General features: G+C 70.5%; 21 protein-coding genes. 15 read left to right on the top strand and 6 right to left on the bottom strand.

What is annotated here, in order from left to right; translation table 11 throughout:
- Positions 1-89: 89 nt before the first annotated feature.
- The 6 genes from E6A26_RS14565 to E6A26_RS14540 all read left to right on the top strand — a co-directional run bounded on the left by E6A26_RS14565 (position 90) and on the right by E6A26_RS14540 (position 5,722).
- Entirely contained in the window at positions 90-1,214 is a 1,125-nt protein-coding gene (locus E6A26_RS14565) for an ABC transporter ATP-binding protein (protein ID WP_327407758.1), read from the top strand.
- Positions 1,214-1,882: an ABC transporter permease gene (locus E6A26_RS14560; RefSeq protein ID WP_136611929.1), complete on the top strand. Its 669-nt coding sequence runs from the start codon at positions 1,214-1,216 to the stop codon at positions 1,880-1,882. The genes E6A26_RS14565 and E6A26_RS14560 overlap by 1 nt, the downstream gene beginning before the upstream one ends.
- Positions 1,879-2,586 (top strand): ABC transporter permease, encoded by a 708-nt coding sequence (locus E6A26_RS14555; RefSeq protein ID WP_136611928.1) that lies wholly within the window; start codon positions 1,879-1,881, stop codon positions 2,584-2,586. The genes E6A26_RS14560 and E6A26_RS14555 overlap by 4 nt, the downstream gene beginning before the upstream one ends.
- A complete protein-coding gene (locus E6A26_RS14550; protein ID WP_136611927.1) occupies positions 2,583-3,539 on the top strand; it encodes an ABC transporter substrate-binding protein in 957 nt (318 codons plus the stop codon). The genes E6A26_RS14555 and E6A26_RS14550 overlap by 4 nt, the downstream gene beginning before the upstream one ends.
- 84 nt (positions 3,540-3,623) lie before the next feature.
- The gene (locus E6A26_RS14545) at positions 3,624-4,844 is read left to right on the top strand and encodes a pyridoxal phosphate-dependent aminotransferase (RefSeq protein ID WP_136611926.1); all 1,221 of its coding nucleotides are present in this window, start codon (positions 3,624-3,626) and stop codon (positions 4,842-4,844) included.
- 14 nt (positions 4,845-4,858) lie between these two features.
- A complete protein-coding gene (locus tag E6A26_RS14540; RefSeq protein WP_136611925.1) occupies positions 4,859-5,722 on the top strand; it encodes a PPK2 family polyphosphate kinase in 864 nt (287 codons plus the stop codon).
- Positions 5,723-5,820: 98 nt separating this feature from the next.
- On the opposite strand, the gene E6A26_RS14535 is transcribed toward E6A26_RS14540, so the two are convergent.
- Both E6A26_RS14535 and xseA read right to left on the bottom strand, forming a co-directional pair.
- A complete protein-coding gene (locus E6A26_RS14535; RefSeq protein ID WP_136611924.1) occupies positions 5,821-6,063 on the bottom strand; it encodes an exodeoxyribonuclease VII small subunit in 243 nt (80 codons plus the stop codon).
- Entirely contained in the window at positions 6,056-7,450 is a 1,395-nt protein-coding gene (gene xseA / locus E6A26_RS14530; RefSeq protein WP_136611923.1) for an exodeoxyribonuclease VII large subunit, read from the bottom strand. Before xseA ends, E6A26_RS14535 begins: the two co-directional genes overlap by 8 nt.
- Positions 7,451-7,605: 155 nt before the next feature.
- On the opposite strand from xseA, the gene E6A26_RS14525 reads away from it, so the two are divergent.
- Together E6A26_RS14525 and E6A26_RS14520 are read left to right on the top strand one after the other, a co-directional pair.
- The gene (locus E6A26_RS14525; RefSeq protein ID WP_136611922.1) at positions 7,606-8,472 is read left to right on the top strand and encodes a hypothetical protein; all 867 of its coding nucleotides are present in this window, start codon (positions 7,606-7,608) and stop codon (positions 8,470-8,472) included.
- On the top strand, positions 8,469-9,554 hold the full coding sequence (locus tag E6A26_RS14520; RefSeq protein WP_136611921.1) for a 4-hydroxy-3-methylbut-2-enyl diphosphate reductase: 1,086 nt from the start codon (positions 8,469-8,471) through the stop codon (positions 9,552-9,554). The genes E6A26_RS14525 and E6A26_RS14520 overlap by 4 nt, the downstream gene beginning before the upstream one ends.
- On the opposite strand, the gene E6A26_RS14515 is transcribed toward E6A26_RS14520, so the two are convergent.
- Positions 9,551-10,810 (bottom strand): DNA recombination protein RmuC, encoded by a 1,260-nt coding sequence (locus E6A26_RS14515; protein WP_136611920.1) that lies wholly within the window; start codon positions 10,808-10,810, stop codon positions 9,551-9,553. The genes E6A26_RS14520 and E6A26_RS14515 overlap by 4 nt on opposite strands.
- Positions 10,811-10,873: 63 nt before the next feature.
- Between E6A26_RS14515 and ychF the strand changes: the two genes are divergently transcribed.
- Positions 10,874-11,959, top strand: coding sequence for a redox-regulated ATPase YchF (ychF, locus tag E6A26_RS14510; protein ID WP_136611919.1), 1,086 nt, complete (start codon positions 10,874-10,876; stop codon positions 11,957-11,959).
- Between the two features lie 609 nt (positions 11,960-12,568).
- Here ychF and E6A26_RS18070 read toward each other — a convergent pair.
- Both E6A26_RS18070 and E6A26_RS17670 read right to left on the bottom strand, forming a co-directional pair.
- The gene (locus tag E6A26_RS18070) at positions 12,569-14,002 is read right to left on the bottom strand and encodes an FAD-binding oxidoreductase (RefSeq protein ID WP_136611918.1); all 1,434 of its coding nucleotides are present in this window, start codon (positions 14,000-14,002) and stop codon (positions 12,569-12,571) included.
- A 112-nt stretch (positions 14,003-14,114) separates the two neighbouring features.
- The gene (locus E6A26_RS17670; protein WP_168928753.1) at positions 14,115-14,282 is read right to left on the bottom strand and encodes a hypothetical protein; all 168 of its coding nucleotides are present in this window, start codon (positions 14,280-14,282) and stop codon (positions 14,115-14,117) included.
- 166 nt (positions 14,283-14,448) lie between these two features.
- On the opposite strand from E6A26_RS17670, the gene E6A26_RS14500 reads away from it, so the two are divergent.
- Entirely contained in the window at positions 14,449-14,916 is a 468-nt protein-coding gene (locus E6A26_RS14500; RefSeq protein ID WP_234865534.1) for a heavy metal-responsive transcriptional regulator, read from the top strand.
- Here the strand turns inward: E6A26_RS14500 and E6A26_RS14495 are convergent.
- Positions 14,907-15,293, bottom strand: coding sequence for a MerR family transcriptional regulator (locus E6A26_RS14495; RefSeq protein WP_136611917.1), 387 nt, complete (start codon positions 15,291-15,293; stop codon positions 14,907-14,909). The two genes, E6A26_RS14500 and E6A26_RS14495, sit on opposite strands and share 10 nt — an antisense overlap.
- A gap of 104 nt (positions 15,294-15,397) precedes the next feature.
- Here E6A26_RS14495 and merA point away from each other — a divergent pair, with 104 nt between their 5' ends.
- From merA to E6A26_RS14470, 5 genes are all read left to right on the top strand, one after another.
- Positions 15,398-16,873, top strand: a complete 1,476-nt coding sequence (merA, locus tag E6A26_RS14490; protein ID WP_234865532.1) for a mercury(II) reductase — start codon at positions 15,398-15,400, stop codon at positions 16,871-16,873.
- A gap of 182 nt (positions 16,874-17,055) precedes the next feature.
- The gene (locus tag E6A26_RS14485; RefSeq protein ID WP_136611915.1) at positions 17,056-17,604 is read left to right on the top strand and encodes a carboxymuconolactone decarboxylase family protein; all 549 of its coding nucleotides are present in this window, start codon (positions 17,056-17,058) and stop codon (positions 17,602-17,604) included.
- 45 nt (positions 17,605-17,649) lie between these two features.
- Entirely contained in the window at positions 17,650-18,324 is a 675-nt protein-coding gene (locus E6A26_RS14480) for a haloacid dehalogenase type II (RefSeq protein WP_136611914.1), read from the top strand.
- 85 nt (positions 18,325-18,409) lie between these two features.
- Positions 18,410-18,595, top strand: coding sequence for a hypothetical protein (locus E6A26_RS14475; RefSeq protein ID WP_136611913.1), 186 nt, complete (start codon positions 18,410-18,412; stop codon positions 18,593-18,595).
- Complete coding sequence (locus tag E6A26_RS14470; RefSeq protein ID WP_136611912.1) at positions 18,595-20,058, top strand: permease; 1,464 nt, start codon at positions 18,595-18,597, stop codon at positions 20,056-20,058. Before E6A26_RS14475 ends, E6A26_RS14470 begins: the two co-directional genes overlap by 1 nt.
- Positions 20,059-20,646: the final 588 nt, after the last annotated feature.

The raw sequence follows: 20,646 nt of genomic DNA, 5'->3' as shown, positions 1-20,646 counted from the left end.
CATCCCGCTCCGCTGTCGGGCATCGCTGGTAGGCTCGGCAGAGCCAGAGCAGTGCAGGCCTGCCCCGAGCGAGGTTCAGCGTGACCAGCGTGACCGAAGCGATGATCGAGTTTCGCGAAGTGAGTAAGGTCTACGGTGGGACAACCGCTGTCGACCGCCTGAGCCTGAGCGTGCCGAAGGGGCAGATTACGGTCTTCGTCGGTCCATCGGGATGCGGCAAGACGACCTCACTGCGCATGGTCAACCGCATGGTCGAGCCGACATCCGGGACCATCACCGTTGACGGCCAGGACGCCGCGGCCCTCCCGGCCGCGAAACTCCGCCGCTCGATGGGGTACGTCATGCAGGCCGCGGGGCTCATGCCGCACCGGACGGTCGTGGACAACATTGCTACGGTTCCCCGGCTCAACGGCGTGCCGCGAGGCCGGGCCAGGGCCCGCGCCCGGGAGCTGCTCGACGTCGTCGGCCTCCCGCAGGCGCTCGCCTCGAGGTATCCCGCCCAGCTCTCGGGCGGCCAGCAGCAGCGCGTCGGTGTCGCCCGCGCGCTCGCCGCGGATCCGCCAGTCCTCCTCATGGACGAGCCGTTCAGCGCCGTCGACCCAGTGGTGCGCCACGAGCTGCAGCAGGAGCTCGTCCGGCTCCAGCGCGAGCTCGGCAAGACGATCGTCTTCGTGACCCATGACATCGACGAGGCTGTGCTGCTCGGCGATCGCGTCGCCGTATTCGCGGTCGGCGGCCGCCTCGCGCAGGTTGCTGGGCCTGAGGAGCTCCTGCGGGCCCCCGCCGACGAGTTCGTCGCGGGCTTCGTGGGCCGGGACCGGGGCTTCCGCCATCTGGGCTTCTTCGACGACAAGGGCCTCGAGGTCGACGGCGCCGCGAGCGTCGCGCGCAGCGAGCTCGAGACTGCCCGGGTGCAGGAGTGGGCCGTCGTGGTCGACGGCGACAGGCGCCCCACGGGGTGGGCCTCGCCCGAGTCGCCCGGCACGCTCGTGAGCGGCGGCTCGCTCCACAAGGTCGGCGGCTCGCTGCGCACGGCGCTCGATGCGGCGCTGTCCTCGCCGTCGGGACGGGGCGTCGTCGTGGACGACGACGGCCGCTACCTCGGCACCGTCGGCGCCACCGCCGTCATCGCGCAGGCCGACCGTCGGCGCGCCCAGGCGCGGCGCGAGCGTGATGCGCGCGCCGCCGGGCCGGCGGAGGAAGAGGCGCGCTGATGGAGTGGGCGACAGAGAACCTCGGCAGGATCCTCTCGCTGGCGGGCCAGCACCTTGTCCTCGCCGTCGTTCCGCTCGTGCTTGGCCTCGTCATCAGCCTCCCGCTCGCTCAGCTTGTGCGGCGGCACCCCGCGTGGCGCACGGTGCTCCTGACCGTGAGCTCGGTCCTGTACACGGTGCCCTCGCTCGCGCTCTTCATCATCCTGCCCGTGATCCTCGGGACGAGGATCCTGGACCCGGCGAACGTCATCGTGGCCCTGACGGTCTATGCGGTCGCGCTGCTCGTGCGCTCGTCGCTCGACGCGCTCGACTCTGTGGACGGGGAGCTGAGCCTCGCCGCCCAGGCGCTCGGGCACACGCCCGTCACGCGCTACTTCCAAGTCGACCTGCCGCTCTCGCTCCCGGTCCTCATCGCGGGGCTGCGGGCGATCTCGGTGAGCAACATATCGCTCGTCAGCGTCGCGGCCCTCGTGGGCATGCCCAATCTCGGGATCCTGTTCACCGAGGGCCTCCAGCGTGATTTCGTTACCGAGATCGTGGTGGGGCTCGTGGCGATCCTCATCCTCGCGCTCGTCATGGACCTCGCGCTCGTGCTGATCGGAGGGTTCCTCTCGCCGTGGGCGCGCCTCGCCGCGGGCGCCGGACCGCGGAAGACGGCGACCGCATGAGCCTCCTCGAACTGACGTGGGGCTGGCTCACTGACCCCATGAACTGGTCCGGCTACGCCGGGATCCCCACGCGGCTCGGCGAGCACATCTTCTACACGTTCCTCACCGTCGTGATCGCCGCCGCCATCGCCCTGCCCATCGGCGCGTACGTGGGCCACACGGGCCGCGGGAGGGTCGTCGTCGTCGCCCTCGCCGGCGCGCTGCGGGCGGTGCCAACCCTCGGACTGCTCGTCTTGTTCGTGCTCCTCGCGGGGATCGGTCTCATGCCGCCTATCTGGGCCCTCGTGATCCTCACGGTCCCACCAATTCTCGCGGGAACATACTCGGGCATTGCGGCCGTGGATCCCGTCGTCGTGGACGCGGCCCGCGCGCAGGGGATGCGCGAGGACCAGGTGCTCTTCGCCGTCGAACTCCCCAACGCCGTGCCGGTCATCTTCGGCGGCATCCGGGCGGCCGTCCTGCAGGTCATCGCGACCGCGACGGTCGTCGCGTACACCAACCTCGGCGGTCTCGGTCGCTTCATCTTCGACGGACTCTCGCTCTCCGACTACCCCCAGATGCTCGGGGGCTCCGTGCTCGTCGCGGCGCTCGCGGTCGTCACGGACCTGGTTCTGGGCGCCGTCCTGCGCCTGTTCGGTCCCCGCTCGCCCTCCGCGCGGAAGCTCCCGGCTCCCGAGGCGGTTGCACAGGAAGGAATGTCATGACCCATCAGTTCCCCTCGATTCCGCGCCGCCGGGTGGTCACCGCGCTCGTCGCCGGTCTCGGGCTCAGCCTCGCCCTGAGCGCCTGCGGAGGATCCTCGAATCCCCTCAGCAGCGGCGGCGGCTCAGCGAGCCCAGGTTCCAACAAGGCCCTCGTGATCGGCTCGGCTGACTTCACCGAGAGCCAGATCGTTGCCGAGCTCTACGCCGGGGCGCTCAATGCGGCCGGCGTCCAGGCCACGACGAAGCCCAACATCGGCGCTCGGGAGGTCTACTACAAGGCCGTGCAGGACGGCTCGGTGGACGTCGTCCCGGACTACACGGGCAACCTCCTGCTTTTCCTTGACTCGAAGGCCACCCAGGTTTCGGCCTCGGACATCGCGAGCGCTCTCCCTGGCAAGCTGCCGAAGGGGCTCGGGATCCTTGACCCCGCCAAGGCCGAGGACAAGGACGCCATGGTCGTCACGAAGGCCACGGCCACGAAGTACTCGCTCTCGAGCATCGCCGACATGTCGAAGGTGTGCAGCGACCTCGTGATCGGCGCCCCGGCCACGTTCCAGCAGCGCGCCTACGGCCTGCCCGGGCTCAAGGACAAGTACAACTGCGTCCCGAAGCAGTTCCAGTCGTTCAGCGACGGCGGTGGGCCCGTGACGCTCAAGGCCCTCTTGCAGAACGACATCCAGGTGGCCGACATCTTCACGACGACCCCCTCGATCCCGGACAACGACCTCGTGGTGCTCGACGACCCGAAGAACAACTTCATCGCGCAGCAGGTGGTCCCGCTCGTCAACACGGCGAATCTCTCCGACGCCGCGAAGAAGGCCCTCAACGCCGTCTCCGCGAAGCTGACCACGACCGACCTCATCAACCTCAACCGCTCCGTGAGCGGCAACCAGAAGCAGAGCCCGGCGGACGCCGCGAAGGCCTGGCTCAAGGACAAGGGGCTCGCCTCCTAGCCCTCGATGACGAAGGACAATGCGCCACAGGGTGTGAGCGGAATCTCATGAGAGGCCGCCCATGCCCTGTGGCATATTTGTTCAATGGCCGAATTCAAGCAGTCTTCCAAGCTTCATAACGTCCTCTACGACATCCGGGGACCGATTCTGGAAGCTGCCCAGCAGATGGAGGCCGAGGGCCACAAGATCCTCAAGCTCAACATTGGCAACCCGGCCCCGTTCGGCTTCGAGGCGCCGGACGCGATCCTCGTCGATATGATCCGCCACCTCCCGCACGCACAGGGCTACAGCGATTCCCGCGGCATCTTCTCGGCGCGCACGGCGGTCTCGCAGTACTACCAGACCCGCGGGATCCAGAACATCGGGGTCGACGACATCTACCTCGGCAACGGGGTGAGCGAGCTCATCACGATGTCCCTCATGGCACTGCTCGAGCCGGGGGACGAGATCCTCATCCCGAGCCCCGACTACCCCCTCTGGACGGCCTCCGTCTCGCTCGCTGGCGGCCGCGCGGTGCACTACACGTGCCTTGAGGAGGCCGACTGGGAGCCGGACCTCGAGGATCTCGAGGCGAAGATCACGCCGCGCACCAAGGGCATTGTGATCATCAACCCCAACAACCCGACGGGCGCCGTGTATTCGGACTCGACGCTGCGCCGCATCGTTGCGCTCGCGGAGCAGCACGGGCTCATCATCTTCGCGGACGAGATCTACGAGAAGATCCTCTACGACGGGCTGACCCACACCAATATGGCGTCGCTCACGGACGAGGCCGTCCTGTGCCTCACGTTCAGTGGGCTCTCGAAGGCGTACCGCGTGTGCGGCTACCGGGCCGGCTGGATGGCGATCTCGGGCCCGAAGAAGTCCGCCTCGGACTACCTCGAGGGCATCAACCTGCTCGCCAACATGCGCCTTTGCGCGAACGTCCCCGCGCAGCACGCCATCCAGACAGCCCTGGGCGGCTACCAGAGCATCAACGACCTCATCCTGCCCGGCGGGCGCCTGCTCGAGCAGCGGAACAAGGCGTACGAGATGCTCAACGCGATGCCGGGCGTTTCGACGCGCCAAGCCAAGGGCGCCCTCTACCTCTTCCCCCGCCTCGATCCGGAGGTCTACCGCATCCGCGACGACGAGCGCTTCGTCCTGGACCTGCTGCGCGACCAGAAGATCCTCCTCTCCCACGGGCGCGCCTTCAACTGGGGCGCCCCGGACCACTTCCGCATGGTCACGCTTCCCGCCGTCGCAGACATCGAGGAGGCGCTCGGTCGCATGGCCGAGTTCCTCTCCCGGTACCCGGGGAACTGACGCCGGGAGGGCCCATGTCCAAGCGCACGGCGGGCCACGGCTTCGTGGAGGGGCCCGAGGACTTCCTCGCCGCTCGGGCCGGTTTCTCCCTCGCGTCCGTCGACCCCGCATCGACGCCCGGATTCTCGGGTGGCAAGGCGCGGGGCGAGGAGCTGCTTGCTGCGCGTGATCCTCACCTGGCCGATCTCCAGGAGCGGCTCTTCGCCGAGGGCCGTTCCGGCGGCCGACGCTCCCTGCTCCTCCTGCTCCAGGGGATGGACACGTCCGGCAAGGGCGGCATGGTGAGCCATGTCGTGGGCGGCGTCGACGTCCAGGGCGTGCAGCTCGCGGCTTTCCGCACGCCCAGCGACGAGGAACGGCGTCACGACTTCCTGTGGCGGGTAGAGAAGCAACTTCCTCGCCCCGGAATGCTCGGGTGCTTCGATCGTTCGCACTATGAGGACGTCCTCGTGCCCAGAGTGCACGGCGAGATCGACGGGGTAGAGCTTGAGCGGCGCTACAGGGCGATCCGGGACTTCGAAGCGCGGCTCCACGGGAACGGGACCCGCCTGATCAAGGTCATGCTGCACATCAGTAGGGACGAGCAGAAGCGCCGGCTGGCCTCGAGGCTCGACGACCCCACGAAGTACTGGAAGTACGCGCCGAGCGACCTCGCCGAGCGGCGCTACTGGGACGACTACATGGCGGCTTACCAGACGGCGATCGAGCGCACCGGCACGGCCGACGCGCCGTGGTACGTGGTGCCCGCAGACAACAAGTGGTACTCCCGCCTGGCGGTCCAGGAGCTTCTCGTCGCGGCGCTCGAAAGCATGGATCCGCAGTGGCCGCCTGCCTCGTTCGACGTCGACGAGGAGAAACGGCGGCTCGCCGCGTCCTGATGCTCGGGGCGCATCCACGGCCGAGGACTGCTTGTCGGCCTCGACGCCGATGGGGCCGAGGCCTGCTTGTCTGCCTCGCCGGCCTATGGGGCCGAGGACTACGCGTCCGCGGCTGCCGCGTTCCCGTCCGCGGGCTGACGGCGCGCCTCGTCGAGCCGGCGGCGGGCGCCGTCGAGCCATTCCTCGCAGCGCTGGGCCAGAGCCTCGCCGCGCTCCCAGAGCGCGAGCGATTCCTCGAGGCTCACCCCTCCGGCCTCAAGCTTCGCGACGACCGCGACGAGCTGCTCGCGGGCATCCTCGTAGCTCAGCTCGGCAAACTCGTCCTGCTGGGCGTCAGCCATGGGCCGTTCCTTTCTCTGCGGATTGCGTTTCGTCACGATTCGAGTGGTTGCCGGGCAGGGGCAGTGGCCCTTCCGAGCGGGCGGCGAGGGCACCCTGCGCGAGCCGCACCCGGAGTGGCGTGCCTTCCGGCGCGTCACCGGGGGAGCGGACGACGGCGGCGGCGGGCCCATCGAGGAGCTGCACGACCGCGTAGCCCCGGTCGAGCGTCTGCTGGGGGGAGAGGGCGCGGACTTGGGCGCGCAGGTGGCGCACGGCGTCGTGGCCGCGGACGATCGCGCCGCTGACCGCGTGATGGGCGCGCGCGAGGAGCCGCTCGAGATCCTCGTGCCGCACCTCCAGCATCCGTTCGGGGCTTGCGAGCACGGGCCGGCTGCGGAGGAGCGCGAGCTGTTGCGTCTCGCGAGACACGTGGAGCTCGATCTGCCGTTCGAGCCGCTCGCGGGCCTGCCGCACCCGGGCGAGCTCCTCGGAGACCTCGGGCACGATGCGCTTCGCGGCATCGGTCGGGGTCGACGCTCTGAGGTCGGCGACGTCGTCGAGGATCGGGCGGTCTGCTTCGTGGCCGATCGCGCTGACCACAGGCGTCTCCGCCTCGGCTACCGCCCGCACGAGACGCTCGTCGCTGAACGGCAGCAGGTCTTCGAGCGATCCGCCGCCGCGAGCGATCACGATGACGTCGACCTCCGGCATCGCGTCGAGCTCGCGCAGCGCGCGGACGACCTCGGACACCGCGCTCGCGCCCTGGACGGTGACCTCGCGGACCTCGAAGTGGACTGCGGGCCACCGGAGCGCGGCGTTCCGAAGGACGTCCTTCTTCGCGTCCGAGTCTCGGCCGGTCACGAGGCCAATGCGGTGGGGGAGCAGCGGGAGACGCTTCTTGCGGGATTCTGCGAACAGGCCTTCCGCGCCGAGGGCCTGCCGCAGGCGCTCGATGCGGGCCAGGAGGTCGCCGAGGCCTACGGGGCGGATGTCCCGGACCTGCATGTTCAGCCGTCCGGTCTTGAGCCACATCTCGGGCTTCACGAGCGCGACGACGCGCGAGCCGCGCTCGAGGGGTTCCTTGAGTCGCGCCATGACCTGGCTCCACGCGGACGCCGAGAGGGAGATCTCGGCCTCGACGTCGCGGAGAGTGAGGAAGGCGTTCGAGCCGCGTCGGTTGAGCTCGATGACCTGGCCCTCGATCCAGACCTGGGGGGAGCGGTCGATGTGCTCCTTGAGCTTGCGGGACAGCAGGGCGAGGGGCCACGGATTGTCGGGCGTCGTATCTGCGGCACGCTCTGGCAGCGACGGGCGGTCCGCGGATCCGCCCGAAGCCTCGGCGTCCGCCTCGCCGGGCAGCCCGCCGCTCAACGCACCAAGGTCGAGGCTTTCGGCCGATTCGGGCATGGCGTCCCCCTTTCCCGCATCCTGGCTCATGTCCCACATGTATCACGGCGGGCCGACACCCATGGCGGGCCAGCGCCCCATTCCGTCGCCACGCCTACCGGTCTGTCGGGCCCGGCGCACTACGATAAAAGCGTTGCCGCCGATCCCGGGAAGCCATGCGTACCTTCGTCTCCGCCCTCTCCGTGCTCCTCGCTGTTGTCCTGACCGCCGCCGCGGCGCCCGCGCTGTGGCTCCAGCAGAACGTCGCCGACGAGGGGGGCTTCGTCCGTCTTCTCGAGCCGATGGCCCGGGACGCCGATCTCCAGTCCGCGCTTGTAGGGGACCTTGACACGGCGGTCCTCGCGAACTCGGGGATCCCCGCCGTCGCACGTCCAATCGCCGAGAAGGCCCTCGATGGCCTCGCCAAGTCCCTCGTCTCGGACCCTGGCTTCCCCAATGCCTGGTCTGAGACGCTGCGGCAGAGCCACCAGCTCAACTTCACGCCGGCCACGGCCGCCGCGAATGGGTTCCAGCTGCAGCTCCAGCCCATGACGGCGCTCCTCGTGTCCAAGCTCGGATCGGCGATCGGGGTGCCGCTACCCTCGCCCGGCTCGCTCGAGGTGCAGGTGGGGACCGCACAGCAACGTTCGTGGGTCACGGGAGCCGAGGACTTCTCGCGGCTTGCCGAACCGCTCGCACTCGGCGCCATCCTCGCCTTCGCGCTCGGCCTCCTGATCGCCCGCCATCGCGGCGCGGCTCTTGCTGGCACCGGCCTCGGACTGCTCGTGGTTGCCGCGGCCTATCAATTGGCCACCGGTATGGTTCCTGCGGCTGTCTCCGCGCAGGGGACGAGTGGGTCGTTGTCGTCGACCTTCGGGGCGCGCGCCGCGGAGCTTGCGGTGGCGAGCTTCGAACCATGGATAGGGAACGTGGCGATCGCTGGGGCGGCGCTGTTCGTGGTCGGGACTGTGGCCGAGATCGCGCGTCGCCTGGGCAGCCGGCGGCGGGACGCCCGGGACGAAGTCGTTAGCATGGAATCATGACGTCCGCCTCTGTGTCCCTGTCTATGCCCTCGGTGCCGCGCCGCCGCCGGTCGCCCGAGGACGTGGCCGGCGCCGCGCCAGTGGCCGGTGAGAAGCGCGTGCTCCTGGCCGCCCCGCGCGGCTACTGCGCCGGCGTGGACCGAGCCGTCATCGCCGTCGAGAAGGCCCTCGAGCACTACGGGCCCCCGGTGTATGTCCGCAAGCAGATCGTGCACAACCGCCACGTCGTCGAGACGCTCGAGGCGCGCGGCGCGATCTTCGTGGACGAGACGGACGAGGTTCCGGAGGGTGCCCTCGTGGTGTTCTCCGCGCACGGGGTGAGCCCCGCCGTCGTCCGGTCGGCCGAGGAACGCGGCCTCCGCACCATCGACGCGACGTGCCCGCTCGTGACCAAGGTTCACCGCGAGGCCGTGCGGTTCGCCAAGGACGACCACGAGATCCTCCTCATCGGCCATGTGGGCCACGAGGAGGTCGAGGGGACGTACGGCGAGGCGCCGGAGCACACCCAGATCGTGAACTCGCCCGAAGAGGCCGACACGATTCAGGTCCGCGACCCAGACAAGCTCATCTGGCTCTCCCAGACCACGCTTTCCGTGGACGAGACGATGGAGACGGTGCGCCGCCTCCGCGAGCGATTCCCCAACCTCCAGGATCCGCCGAGCGACGACATCTGCTACGCGACCTCGAATCGACAGGCCGCGATCAAGAAGATCGCGCCGCTGGCTGATCTCGTAGTCGTCGTCGGCTCGGCGAACTCCTCCAACTCAGTGCGGCTCGTCGAGGTGGCGCTCGAATACGGCGCCAAGAAGGCGTACCGCGTGGACTTCGCGAACGAGGTCGACGAATCGTGGTTCGAGGGCGTCTCGACCATCGGCGTGACGTCCGGGGCCTCCGTCCCGGAGGTCCTGGTCCAGGATGTGCTGCGCCTGGCCGCTGACTACGGGTACGCGGACGTCGAGGAAGTTGTCACCGCTGAGGAGGACATCCTCTTCTCGCTGCCCAAGGAGCTCCGCGCCACGCTCAAGGAAGCAGGCGACGGCAGCCGCGGCCTCGGCGGCCGCGGCCAGCGCCCCAACGGCTAGCCGATCCGGCGGATCGCCGCGTCTGAATCGTCGGTACCGAGACCGCTGTCTCGAAGCTGCTGCTCATCGAGCAGCTCGCTTGCGCTCAGCACCCGCGGCGTGGTCGCGACCGGCGGAGTCTCGGGCAGCGTCTCGGGTGCGCCGGGGTCGAGCGCGCTGATCCGACGCGCGGTCGGCAGGACTCGCGATTCGAGCGCTCCCACGAAGGCGTTGTAGCGCTCGACCGAGGACTTGAGCGACGAGCCGAGCTTCGAGACGTGGCCGCCCATTGTCCCGAGGCGGCCGTAGAGCTGCTGCGAGAGTTCGAACAGCTCGCGGGCGTTGTCCGTGAGCAGTTCCTGCCGCCAGCCGAACGCGACGCCCTTGAGGAGCGCGATGAGCGTGGCCGGCGAGGCCAGCGCGACGTTGCGGGTGAACGCGTAGTCCAGGAGCCCAGCGTCCTCCGTGAGCGCCGCCGCGAGGAAGGACTCTGCCGGAAGGAAGCACACGACGAGCTCGGGGCTCGCGCCCATCGACTCCCAGTAGCGCTTCGAACCGAGCGTGTCGATGTGCGCCCGCAGGGCCTTCGCATGCTCGGCGAGGTGGCGTGCGCGGGCCTCTGCGGCGGCCGTGCTCAGATCATGGGCCAGCTCCTGCGCCTTGAGGTAGGCCCCAAGCGGGACCTTGGAGTCGACGACGAGCTGCTTGCCTCCCGGAAGGTGCACCACGAGGTCAGGCCGCACGCCGCCGGCCTCGCCCACCGCGGAGACCTGCTCGCTGAAGTCGACGCGGTTGAGCATGCCGGCCGCCTCGACGACGCGGCGGAGCTGGACCTCGCCCCATGTGCCGCGTGAGGAGTTGTTGGCGAGCGCCGCCGTGAGAGCGTGGGCGCTGCGGAGCAGCGCGGCGTCGGATTCCTGCGCGGTCTGAAGCTGCTGCGCGAGCTGGCCGTACTGCTCCACGCGATCGCGCTCGAGCATCGTGACCTGTCGCTGCACCGCGCTGAGCTTCTCCGCCACGGGCGCGAGCGCCTGGAGCACCGTGTTCTCCTGCTCGTCGAGGCTCGTGAGCGCGACGTTCTGGCGCGCGAGAAGGTCTCGCTCGGCCGTCGCGGCAGCGAGCTGTGCCTCCGACTGGGCAAGGCGGGCCTGCAGCACGGGGTGGGCGGCGCCGTCGTTCGCGGCGCGGCGACGGGCCAGCGCATAGCCGGCCAGCGCGCCGATCAGGAGGGCGAGGAGAGCGACGAGCAGGGTCGTCAGGGTCTGGGTTCCGTCCATGCGACCACCATGGCATGGGGGTCCGACAATTTCGGTGACGGGCCGCCGGTATGATGGATGACCGTGGCTCTCACTATTGGCATCGTCGGCCTTCCCAACGTCGGAAAGTCGACGCTCTTCAACGCGCTGACGCGCAATCAGGTCCTCGCAGCGAACTATCCGTTCGCCACGATCGAGCCGAACGTCGGCGTCGTGAGCCTCCCCGACCCGCGTCTCGGGCAGCTCGCCGAGATCTTCCACTCGGAGCGCATCCTGCCCGCCACGGTCTCCTTCGTGGACATCGCCGGGATCGTGAAGGGCGCGTCCGAAGGCGAAGGCCTGGGCAACCAGTTCCTCGCGAACATCCGCGAGGCGCAGGCCATCGCGCAGGTGGTCCGCGTCTTCGACGATCCCGACGTCGTGCACGTGGACGGGCGTGTCGACCCCCACTCGGACATCGAGACTATCCACACCGAGCTCATCCTCGCCGACCTCCAGACGATCGAGAAGGCGCTCCCGCGCGTCGAGAAGGAAGTCAAGAACAAGAAGCGTGACGCGGCCGAGCTGTCTGCGATGCAGGCCGCCCAGAACGTGCTCGAGCGCGGCAAGACCATCATCGCCGCCGCCGAGACCGAGAAGCTCGACATGGCCGCTCTCAAGGAGCTCAACCTCCTCACGTCCAAGCCCTTCATCTACGTCTTCAACGCGGACGAGGGTGTGCTCGGCGACCCGGCGAAGCAGGACGAGCTGCGCGCTCTCGTGGCACCTGCCGACTGCATCTTCCTCGACGCCAAGCTCGAGGCCGACCTCGTGGAGCTCTCCGAGGAGGAGGCCCGCGAGATGCTCGAGATGAACGGCCAGGACGAATCCGGCCTCGACCAGCTCGCGCGCGTCGGCTTCCACACGCTGGGGCTGCAGACGTACCTCACGGCGGGGCCCAAGGAGGCGCGCGCCTGGACGATCCACCGGGGCGACACCGCGCCGCAGGCTGCGGGCGTGATCCACACCGACTTCCAGCGTGGCTTCATCAAGGCCGAGGTGGTCCACTTCCAGGACCTCGTCGACGCGGGCTCGATGAGCGAGGCGAAGTCCCGCGGCAAGGTCCGGATTGAGGGCAAGGACTACGTGATGTCCGACGGCGACGTGGTCGAATTTAGATTTGCGGTCTAACTTCTGCGAACCAGGGCAAGAAGTAATTACTCCCGGGGGTTTGTCCGATCACAAGCTCCACTACGCCGGGCTCGTCGGGTCTGCCGGGTCCCAAGCGCCCGTCGTCAGTTCTTAGCGCCTGCGCCGCGAGCAGGCGGAGCGATGGCGGACGGGACAGCAGCGCTGGAGGACGCGGGCGTGCCGGCGCCAGAACCTTGGCAGGCGGTCAGCAGGAGCGTCATGTGAAGCGCTCCTGCTGCTCGCAGTCTCGGGGCCACCGCGACCACCGTCCGTGTTCGAAAGAGGACGAGAACAGTAGGGCGGAACGCCCCGGAAGGCGCGTATGGTCAGCGCCGACGACCCAGCATGGCTATATTAACCCTCGGATCGGGGTAGGCGAGAGGCTCGGTGCCTCGTCTCGACAGGCGCGACCCGCGTTTCCGAGACCGGCGGAGAAGGCGCCCGCCCGGCCGCGGGTCACGGGACCTCAATTTGTAAGTTTGCCGTGTACGCGCCCTTGTTCAGCTTCCCCGTGTTTGTGGTCCATTCCTCGGAATGCGTGTGGGACACGGGAGGGTTTAGGCGGGGGGACCAGCATGTCGATGCCCGGATACTCTTCGGGCGTGGCTTTCAGGCGGTCGGTGCGCCCTCGGTCGACGGGGCCAGGCCAGCTTCGGCTGCCGATGCCGCGGTGGCGGGCTGGATGTTCTGGTTGACGTGGAAGAGGTTGGCGGGGTCCCAGCGGGCCTTGATCTCGGCCAGGCGCCGGTACTTGTCCTCGCCGTAGGCCTGGATGATCCGGTTGTCGCCTTCGTCTCCGAGGAAGTTCACGTACACCCCGGTGGCGAGGCGGTGCAGTTCGGTCCAGAGGGCCCTGGTCCAGCCGACGTGGTCGGTGCTGCTGTCGGCGCTGTCCCAGCGGGTGTTGATGTTGAGCAGGATCGCGGCGTCGCGGTGGCCGTAGGCGGCCGCGTCCTCGGGGGTGCGGGCGAGGGCCCCGCCGAGGGCTGCGAGTTTGATGTCCGAGCCGGGGGAGGTGAACGCGGCGGCGGCTTCCACGAGGGTGGCGATGGCGGCCTCGTCCAGGCCGGAGAGGTAGTCGGCCTTCCAGTAGTTCTGCGCTCCGGGGGTCCAGTAGGGGTCCTGGGAGGCCTGGACGGCGGTGTACTGCTTGGGGCCGACGGCGTCGACAGCGGGCCGGCCCAGGGCGCGCAGCGGCCGGAGCGCTGCGTCGGCGCTGTCGGGGTTGCCGGTCCACATCATGCTGAGCGAGAGCACGGGCTGTCCGCGGAGCGGGACGGGGAAGGGCGGGTCCGGTGGGGCGGTGCGCAGGACCGCCACCGACATCGCCTCATCCGGCAGTGACGGGACGGCCTCGGCCCACCCGGCCAGCACGTCGCGGGCCTGCTCGAGCGGGTAGACGACGGGGCCGGCGATCACCTCGGGCCCGACCTCGTGCAGGTCGAATTCCAGGGCCGTCGCGACGCCGAAGTTGCCCCCGCCTCCGCGCAGTGCCCAGAAGAGGTCCGGGTGGCTCTCGGCGTCCACAGAGAGGGGATGGCCGGCGGCGGTGACGAGGTCGACCGAGCGCAGGCTGTCGCAGGCGGCGCCGAAGCGGCGGGTCAGCCAGCCGACCCCGCCGCCGAGGGTGAAGCCGGCGACACCGGTGGTGGACATGATCCCCCCGACCGTGGCGAGCCCGAGGGCCTGGGCCTCATGGTCGAACGTGCCCCAGGTGACCCCGGTCTGGACGCGGGCCCGTTTGGACCCTGGGTCGATCCAGACTCCCTGGAGGGCGCGCAGGTCGAGGACGAGGCCCCCCTCGCAGGTGCCCAGGCCGGCGACGTTGTGCCCGCCCGCCCGCACTGCGAGCGTCAGCCCGCGCTCGGCGGCGAAGCGCACCCCGGCGAGGACGTCCGCGGCGCCCACGCACTGCAGGATGGCCGCGGGGCGGCGCTGGATGGAGCCATTCCACACCTGGCGGACCTCTTCGTACCCGTCCTCTGCGGGAGTGAGGACGCGGCCTCGGCATCGTGGACGGAGGGAGTCGAAGGCATCGGCCATGATCGTTCACTGCCTCTCAGCAAGCACCGGCGAACGGCGTGCCACAAGCGTGGCACCAGCCCGTGCCGCGCACAACGGTCCGATGGCCCTCGTGAGGTGGGCAGGGCGCGCCTCAGGTGGTCGCGGCCGGTGGGGCCGGCAGCTTCTCCATGGTGAGGCCGCAGCAGCAGGTGGGGCGGCTGTCGCCGCCCCTGCCGCGGGCTGCGCCCTTGGTGACGGTCACCTCGCAGCCGCATTCGGGGTCGGGGCAGCGGTAGATGTCTCCCTCGTGGAACGGCATGGCACGGTCCTCCTCGTCTCCTCGGTTCTCGGATGTCCGTTCATCCTGCACCCCGGCCCTCGGGGCCAGGTCAAGGGCGGGGTCTAATGATCGGTCCAGGAGTTGAGCTGGCCCTTGGGTCAGGGTTCACACTGGATGGACGTGATCTAGGTCGTGGGAGGTGCGCGTGCTGGTCGAGGAGGTAGCCGCCTACACGGTGGGGGAGGCGGCGCGGAGGGCCGGGGTGACGCGGAAGGCGATCCGGGTGTACGAGTCCAGGGGGCTGCTTCCGGCGCCGGAGCGGACCTCGGGCGGGTACCGGCTGTTCACGGACGGGGACGTGGCGGTGCTGCAGTTCATCCGGCGTGCGAAGTCGCTGGGGCTGAGCCTATCCGAGATCGCCGAGGTCCTTGACCTCCAGCGCGGGGGCGCCCAGCCGTGCGGGCTGGTGATCGGGCTGCTGGAGGGGCATCTGGCCCAGATCGAGCGCACCCTGGCCGAGCTCGGGGCGCTGCGCGAGTCCCTCCTGGCCGCCCGGGACACGGCCGAGGAGTCGATGCGCGCCGGGCAGGAGGCGGTGTTCTGCCGCATCATCGAGGGCCCCTGGGACCGGATGGGGCCCGGCGGCCGGACTCCCGGCGCCGGTCAGAGGTAGCTGCAGACCAGCCCGGGATCGCAGCCTTCCGGGCCGGTCTCTGCGGCCTGGAGCTGGTCGGCGAGGGTGTTCCGGAGGGCTTGGAGCTCCGCGATGCGGGCGTCGACGGCCTGGAGCTGGCCGGCGAGCCGGTCGCGGACGTGGGAGCAGGGCCTGGTCCCGGCGTCGTGCACGGCCAGGAGGGCCCGGGCCTGCTCCAGGCTCAGGCCCGCAGTGCGGGAGCGGCGGATGAAGGCCGCCCGCTGGATGGCCTCGTCGGGGTAGTCGCGGTAGCCGGATGGGGTGCGGCCGATGCCGGGCAGGAGGCCGATGTCCTCGTAGAAGCGCAGGGTCTTGGCTGTGGTGCCCGCGGCGGCCGCGGCCTCGGAGATGCGCATCGTGTGCTCCCTTCCTTCCCGATATGGTCCTGGTGGTCTCAACCGCCGCGGGGTCTCCGGTATGCCCGGCCTTGACCTTCCAGCTGCTGGAAGGTGCAGAGTCGGTGACGGACCAGTACACGTATGAGGTGAAGGAGACGAAGGTGCCGAATGTCCAGGAGTACGACCTGGTCGTCGTCGGGTCGGGCAGTGCCGGGTTCGCGGCGGCGATCCGCGCCACCGGGCTGGGGCTGCGGGTGGCGATGGCCGAGGCCGGGACGGTGGGCGGGACCTGCGTGAACACCGGGTGCGTGCCGTCCAAGGCCCTCCTGGCCGCGGCGGCCGCCCGCCACAGCGCCAAGGATGCGGGCCGCTTCCCGGGGCTGGAGCCCGCGAAGGTGGGTCTGGACGTGCCCGAGCTCATGGCGGGCAAGGACGCCCTGGTGGGGTGGATGCGCCAGCAGAAGTACCTGGACCTGGCCGATGACTACGGCTGGGACATCCACCGGGGTCGGGCGTCATTCGTCGGGAGCCCGGAGGAGCCGGTCCTGGAGGTGGCCGGCGACGACGGTGGGGCGCCTGTGCTGCTGCGGGGGCGGCACTACCTGGTCGCGACCGGGTCGGCGCCGTGGGTGCCCGAACTGCCCGGACTCGCCGAGACGGGCTACCTGACCTCGCAGACCGCGATGGAGCTGGCGGGGGTCCCCGAGTCGCTGCTGGTCGTCGGCGGCGGGTACGTCGCGGTCGAGCAGGCCCAGCTGTTCGCCCGCCTCGGCTCCCGCGTCACGGTCCTGGCACGCTCGCGCCTGCTCTCGGCCGAGGAGCCCGAGGTCTCCATGGCCCTGGCCTCCGTCTTCCACGACGAGGGCATCCGGGTCGTCCGCCGCGCTGTCCCCACGGGAGTCCGCACCGACCCCTCCACCGGGGAGGCGGTCGTGACGGGCGACGTCGGCGGCACGAAGGAGGAGTACCGTGCGGAGCGGGTCCTGATGGCCACCGGCCGCCGCCCGAGGACTGCGGGGCTGGGGCTGGCCGGAGTCGGGGTCGCCACCGGGCCCGCCGGGGAGGTCCTGGTCGATGCAGGGCTGAGGAGCGCGAACCCGCGCATCTGGGCGGCAGGGGACGTGACCGGGCACCGGGAGTTCGTCAACGTCGCCGCCGCCCACGGTGCCCTGGCCGTGGAGAACGCCTTCGCCAGTGCCGGTCTGGAGGTGGACTACTCCCAGCTGCCTCGGGTGGCGTTCACCAGCCCCGCCGTCGGCGCGGTGGGACTGACGGACCGGCAGGCCAACGCCGGCCACCTCTGCGAGTGCCGGGTGCTGCCGCTCGAGTTCGTGCCGAGGGCACTGGTGAACCGGGACACCCGGGGGTTCATCAAGATCGTCGCCGAGGAGGGCACGGGCCGGATCCTGGGCATCACCGCGGTCGCCCAGGACGCCGGCGAGCTCGCCGCGGCGGGGGTGCACCTGATCGCCTCCGGCACCACCGTGGCGGAGCTCGCCGCCCGGTGGGCGCCGTACCTGACGATGGCCGAGGGGCTGAAGATCGCCGCCCAGTCCTACACCGCCGACGTCTCCCGCCTCTCCTGCTGCGCCGTGTGAACCCCACCCGGCGCGGGTACCGGACTGCCGGGTGTTCTGTGCGCAGGCGCACAGAACACGCCCCCGGCCGGCCCGTAGCGTGGAAGACCGCCCGAGAGGGCAACTGGGAAGACAAGAACCGCGGCAGGCCGCCCGCTGAACCGGACGGCCCCGCGCGAGGAAACGAAGAAGGAGCCATACCTATGCCCCGCATCCCCGCCCACACCCTCGACACCGTGCCCGGGGCCTCCCGCGAGCACGCCGAGCGCCTCGCCAGGCGGATGGGCCGGTTCATGAACATCCACGCCGGCATGGCCCACTCCCCAGTGGTCATCGCCGCCTACCAGGGCATCCAGAAGGCCATCGCCGAGCAGGGGACCTTCGACGCCCGCACCCGGGAGGCGATCGCCCTGGCCGTGGGCAACCAGAACGGCTGCGACTACTGCCAGGGAGCCCACACCGTTTCCGCCCGGAAGGCCGGACTCGACGATGAGCAGATCCTCGCCCTGCGTGCCGGGGAAGTCGGCTTCGATCCCAGGCTCGCGGCCCTGACCGAGGTCGCCCGGGCCGCCTCCGCGGACAACGGCTACGTCCCCGAGCCCGTCTGGCAGGCCGCCCTCGACGCGGGCTGGACCGACACGGAGCTGGCCGAGGCCTTCGCCCATATCGCGGTGAACCTGTTCACCAACTACTTCAACCACTACGCCCACACCGAGCTCGACGTCCCCGCCGCCGAGCCCCTCACCGCCTGAGACAGCACCACCACCGACAAGCCCGCATACGAGGAAGGACCAGCCATGCCCGAAGCACCGGAAGTGATCGTCTTCGACGTCAACGAGACCCTCTCCGACATGTCCCCCATGGGGAGCCGGTTCGCCGACGCCGGTGCACCCGAGCACCTGGCGAAACTCTGGTTCGCCACGCTCCTGCGGGAGGGGTTCGCCCTCGCCGCCGCCGGGGACGCGGCCCCCTTCGGCGAGATCGGCGCCGAGGCCCTCACCGGCCTCCTCCGGACGTCGGGAGTCGCCGACCCGGAGGGCACGGCGAAGCGCCTGGCATCCTCCGTTGCGGACCTTCCCCTGCACCCTGACGTCCCGGACGGGGTCCGGGCCCTGCGCGCAGCAGGGCACCGGCTCGTGACCCTCACCAACGGCTCCGCACAGGTCGCCGAGAAGCTCTTCGGCGCCGCCGGGATCCGGGACGAGTTCGAGGCGCTCCTCTCGGTCGAGGACGCCCCTGCCTGGAAGCCCCACCCTGACTCATACCAGTACGCCGCCCAGCGGCTGGGCGTGAAGGCAGAGGACATGCTCCTGGTCGCGGTGCACCCCTGGGACACACACGGCGCAGCCCGCGCCGGCCTGCGCACCGCCTGGGTCAACCGCACCGGCGCTGTCTACCCGTCCTACTACGCCCGCCCCGACCTCGCCGCCGGCTCCCTCACCGAGCTCGCCGGCGAGCTCGCCGCCGGCTGACCGGGTGCCCGGTTTGACCCGGCCCCAAGGGCCAGGTTGTACCGTGCTGGAGTCCGGGGGAGGGCCCCGGACGGAGGGAGCAGAAATGCGCACAGAGCAGGCCTGCGGCATCCGGCGGCAGGGCTACGAGATCCCGGGCTGCGGCAGCGGACCGCTGCAGCGGTGGGGCTTCGCGCTCCGCGAGCTGCGGCAGGCCCTGCGCGACCGGAAGCACCGGAAGGGGACAGCTGCTGGGAAGGGCACCCCGGCCGATGGAAGGGAGCAGCGCTGATGGCAGTCCTGGACACCGTCTGGCAGAGCGTGCTCGAGGGATTCTTCATGTTCTGGGGCACGCTGTGGGCCCTCGTGCTGGGGTTCACGCTCTCGGGTGCGGTGCAGGCCTTCGTCTCCCGACGGGAGATGCAGAAGGCGATGGGCGACCACCGCCCCGCCACCGTCGTGCGGACGGGCCTGCTGGGGGCGGCGTCCTCGAGCTGCTCCTACGCCGCCGCGGCCCTGGCCAAGTCGCTCTTCCAGCGCGGGGCCGACTTCACGACCGCGATGGTGTTCATGCTGGCCTCGACCAACCTCGTCATCGAGCTCGGGATCGTGCTGTGGCTGCTGGCCGGGTGGCAGTTCGCCCTGGCCGAGTTCGTCGGCGGGGCGATCATGATCGCCCTGTTCGTCCTGGCAGCCCCGAGGGTCTTCCCCGCCGCCGAGCTCGAGCAGGCCCGGGCCCGGCTCGCCGAACGCGCCGCCGCGCAGGGCCACCCGGAGGAGGCCGACGGGGCCGAGCAGCACGGCACGGGCCTCTGGTCCAGGATCCGGTCCGCGGCAGGGTGGGCCGACGCGGCCGGATACGCGGTCTCGGACGCGACCATGCTCCGGCGCGAGCTGATCATCGGCTACCTCGTCGCCGGCCTCCTGGCCGTCGCCGTGCCGTCGACGGTGTACTCCGCGGTGTTCTTCCCCGGCCACGGGCTCCTCACCGACGCCTGGGACGCCCTCGTCGGGCCGCTGGTGGCCTTCGCCAGCTTCGTCTGCTCGATCGGGAACGTCCCCCTGGCCGCGGCCCTGTACAGGGGCGGGCTCGGCTTCGGCGGCACGGTCGCGTTCGTCTTCGCCGACCTGATCGCCTTCCCCCTCGTGGCCGTCTATGCCAAGCTCTACGGCCGGCGCATCGCCGTGCGGCTCTTCCTGGCGTTCTGGGCGGTGATGAGCGTCGCGGGGCTGGCCACCGACCTGCTCTTCCGCGGCCTCGGGATCCCGGCCCCGGCCCGCCCCGCCGAGATCGTCCCAGCACGGTTCGAATGGAACTACACCACCTGGCTGAACCTGGCCGCCATCGCCGTCGCGGCCGTCCTGTACCGGCTGTACCGGAGCCGGGCACGGTTCGGTACCGCGGGCAGGTACGCGAAGGACCCCGTGTGCGGGATGCAGGTCGAGAAGGCCCACGCCCCCGCCACCGCCGCCCACGCCGGGCACACGTACTGGTTCTGCTCCGACCGCTGCCACGAGAAGTTCACCGCCGGCCCCGACCGATACACCCGCGACCCCGGCAGCGAGCCCATGGCCGCCCACACCCATCCGGACCCGACGGTTGTCGACCCGGTGTGCGGGATGGACGTCGACCCGGAGAATCCCGGAGGCGGGACCTTCGCCCACGACGGCACCCAGTACGCCTTCTGCTCCACCGGCTGCCGGGACGCCTTCACCGCCCGGCCCCAGCAGTACGCCGGAGGCAGCGGCAACTGAATGCGGCCGGGACCCCTAAGCACCGAGGGCGCGCAGGACGGCGTCAGCCGTGATCCCATAGCCGAGGTGGGGCACGATGTCGCTGGCCCAGTCGGCGGCGGACCACGTTCTGGGTCGGTGACCTTCAGCAGCATCCCGGTGCGTTCGCGGCCAGCAGGCCCATTGCGATGATGGCCGCAGTGCCGAACGCCCGTCCGGGCCTCCACCCGAGGGCGCGGAGGGGCGGCCAGGATCCCCGTGCCGATGCCCGCCCCCAGGCCCAGGAGGGGGCCGAGCCCGGCGGCCCTGTTCTGCAGCTGCTCCTCGTCACCGGGGATGTCCATGCCCAGGGCGTGGGCGAGGCGCCGGGCGGACTCCTCGGGAGTGCTGCTGGCAGGCCTGGCCCTGACGGCCATGTCGAGGTAGGCGATCGCGTTCAGCACCGTGGTGCCCGCGGCGCCGGCCGCGGCACCCGCGGCGATGGTCCGTGCGAGGGTGTTAGTCGTCTTCTCCTCTTCTCCCAAGGCCGCCCGGAAGCGGGGCTGCCGCCGCCGGCCGGCCCCGTCCTCCAAGGGTGACGGGCGGGCCGGCCCGCAGTCATCACCTCAG

Source organism: Sinomonas albida (assembly GCF_004919045.1).
GTDB lineage: Bacteria > Actinomycetota > Actinomycetes > Actinomycetales > Micrococcaceae > Sinomonas > Sinomonas albida.
This window is presented reverse-complemented; position numbering and strand designations above follow the sequence as displayed.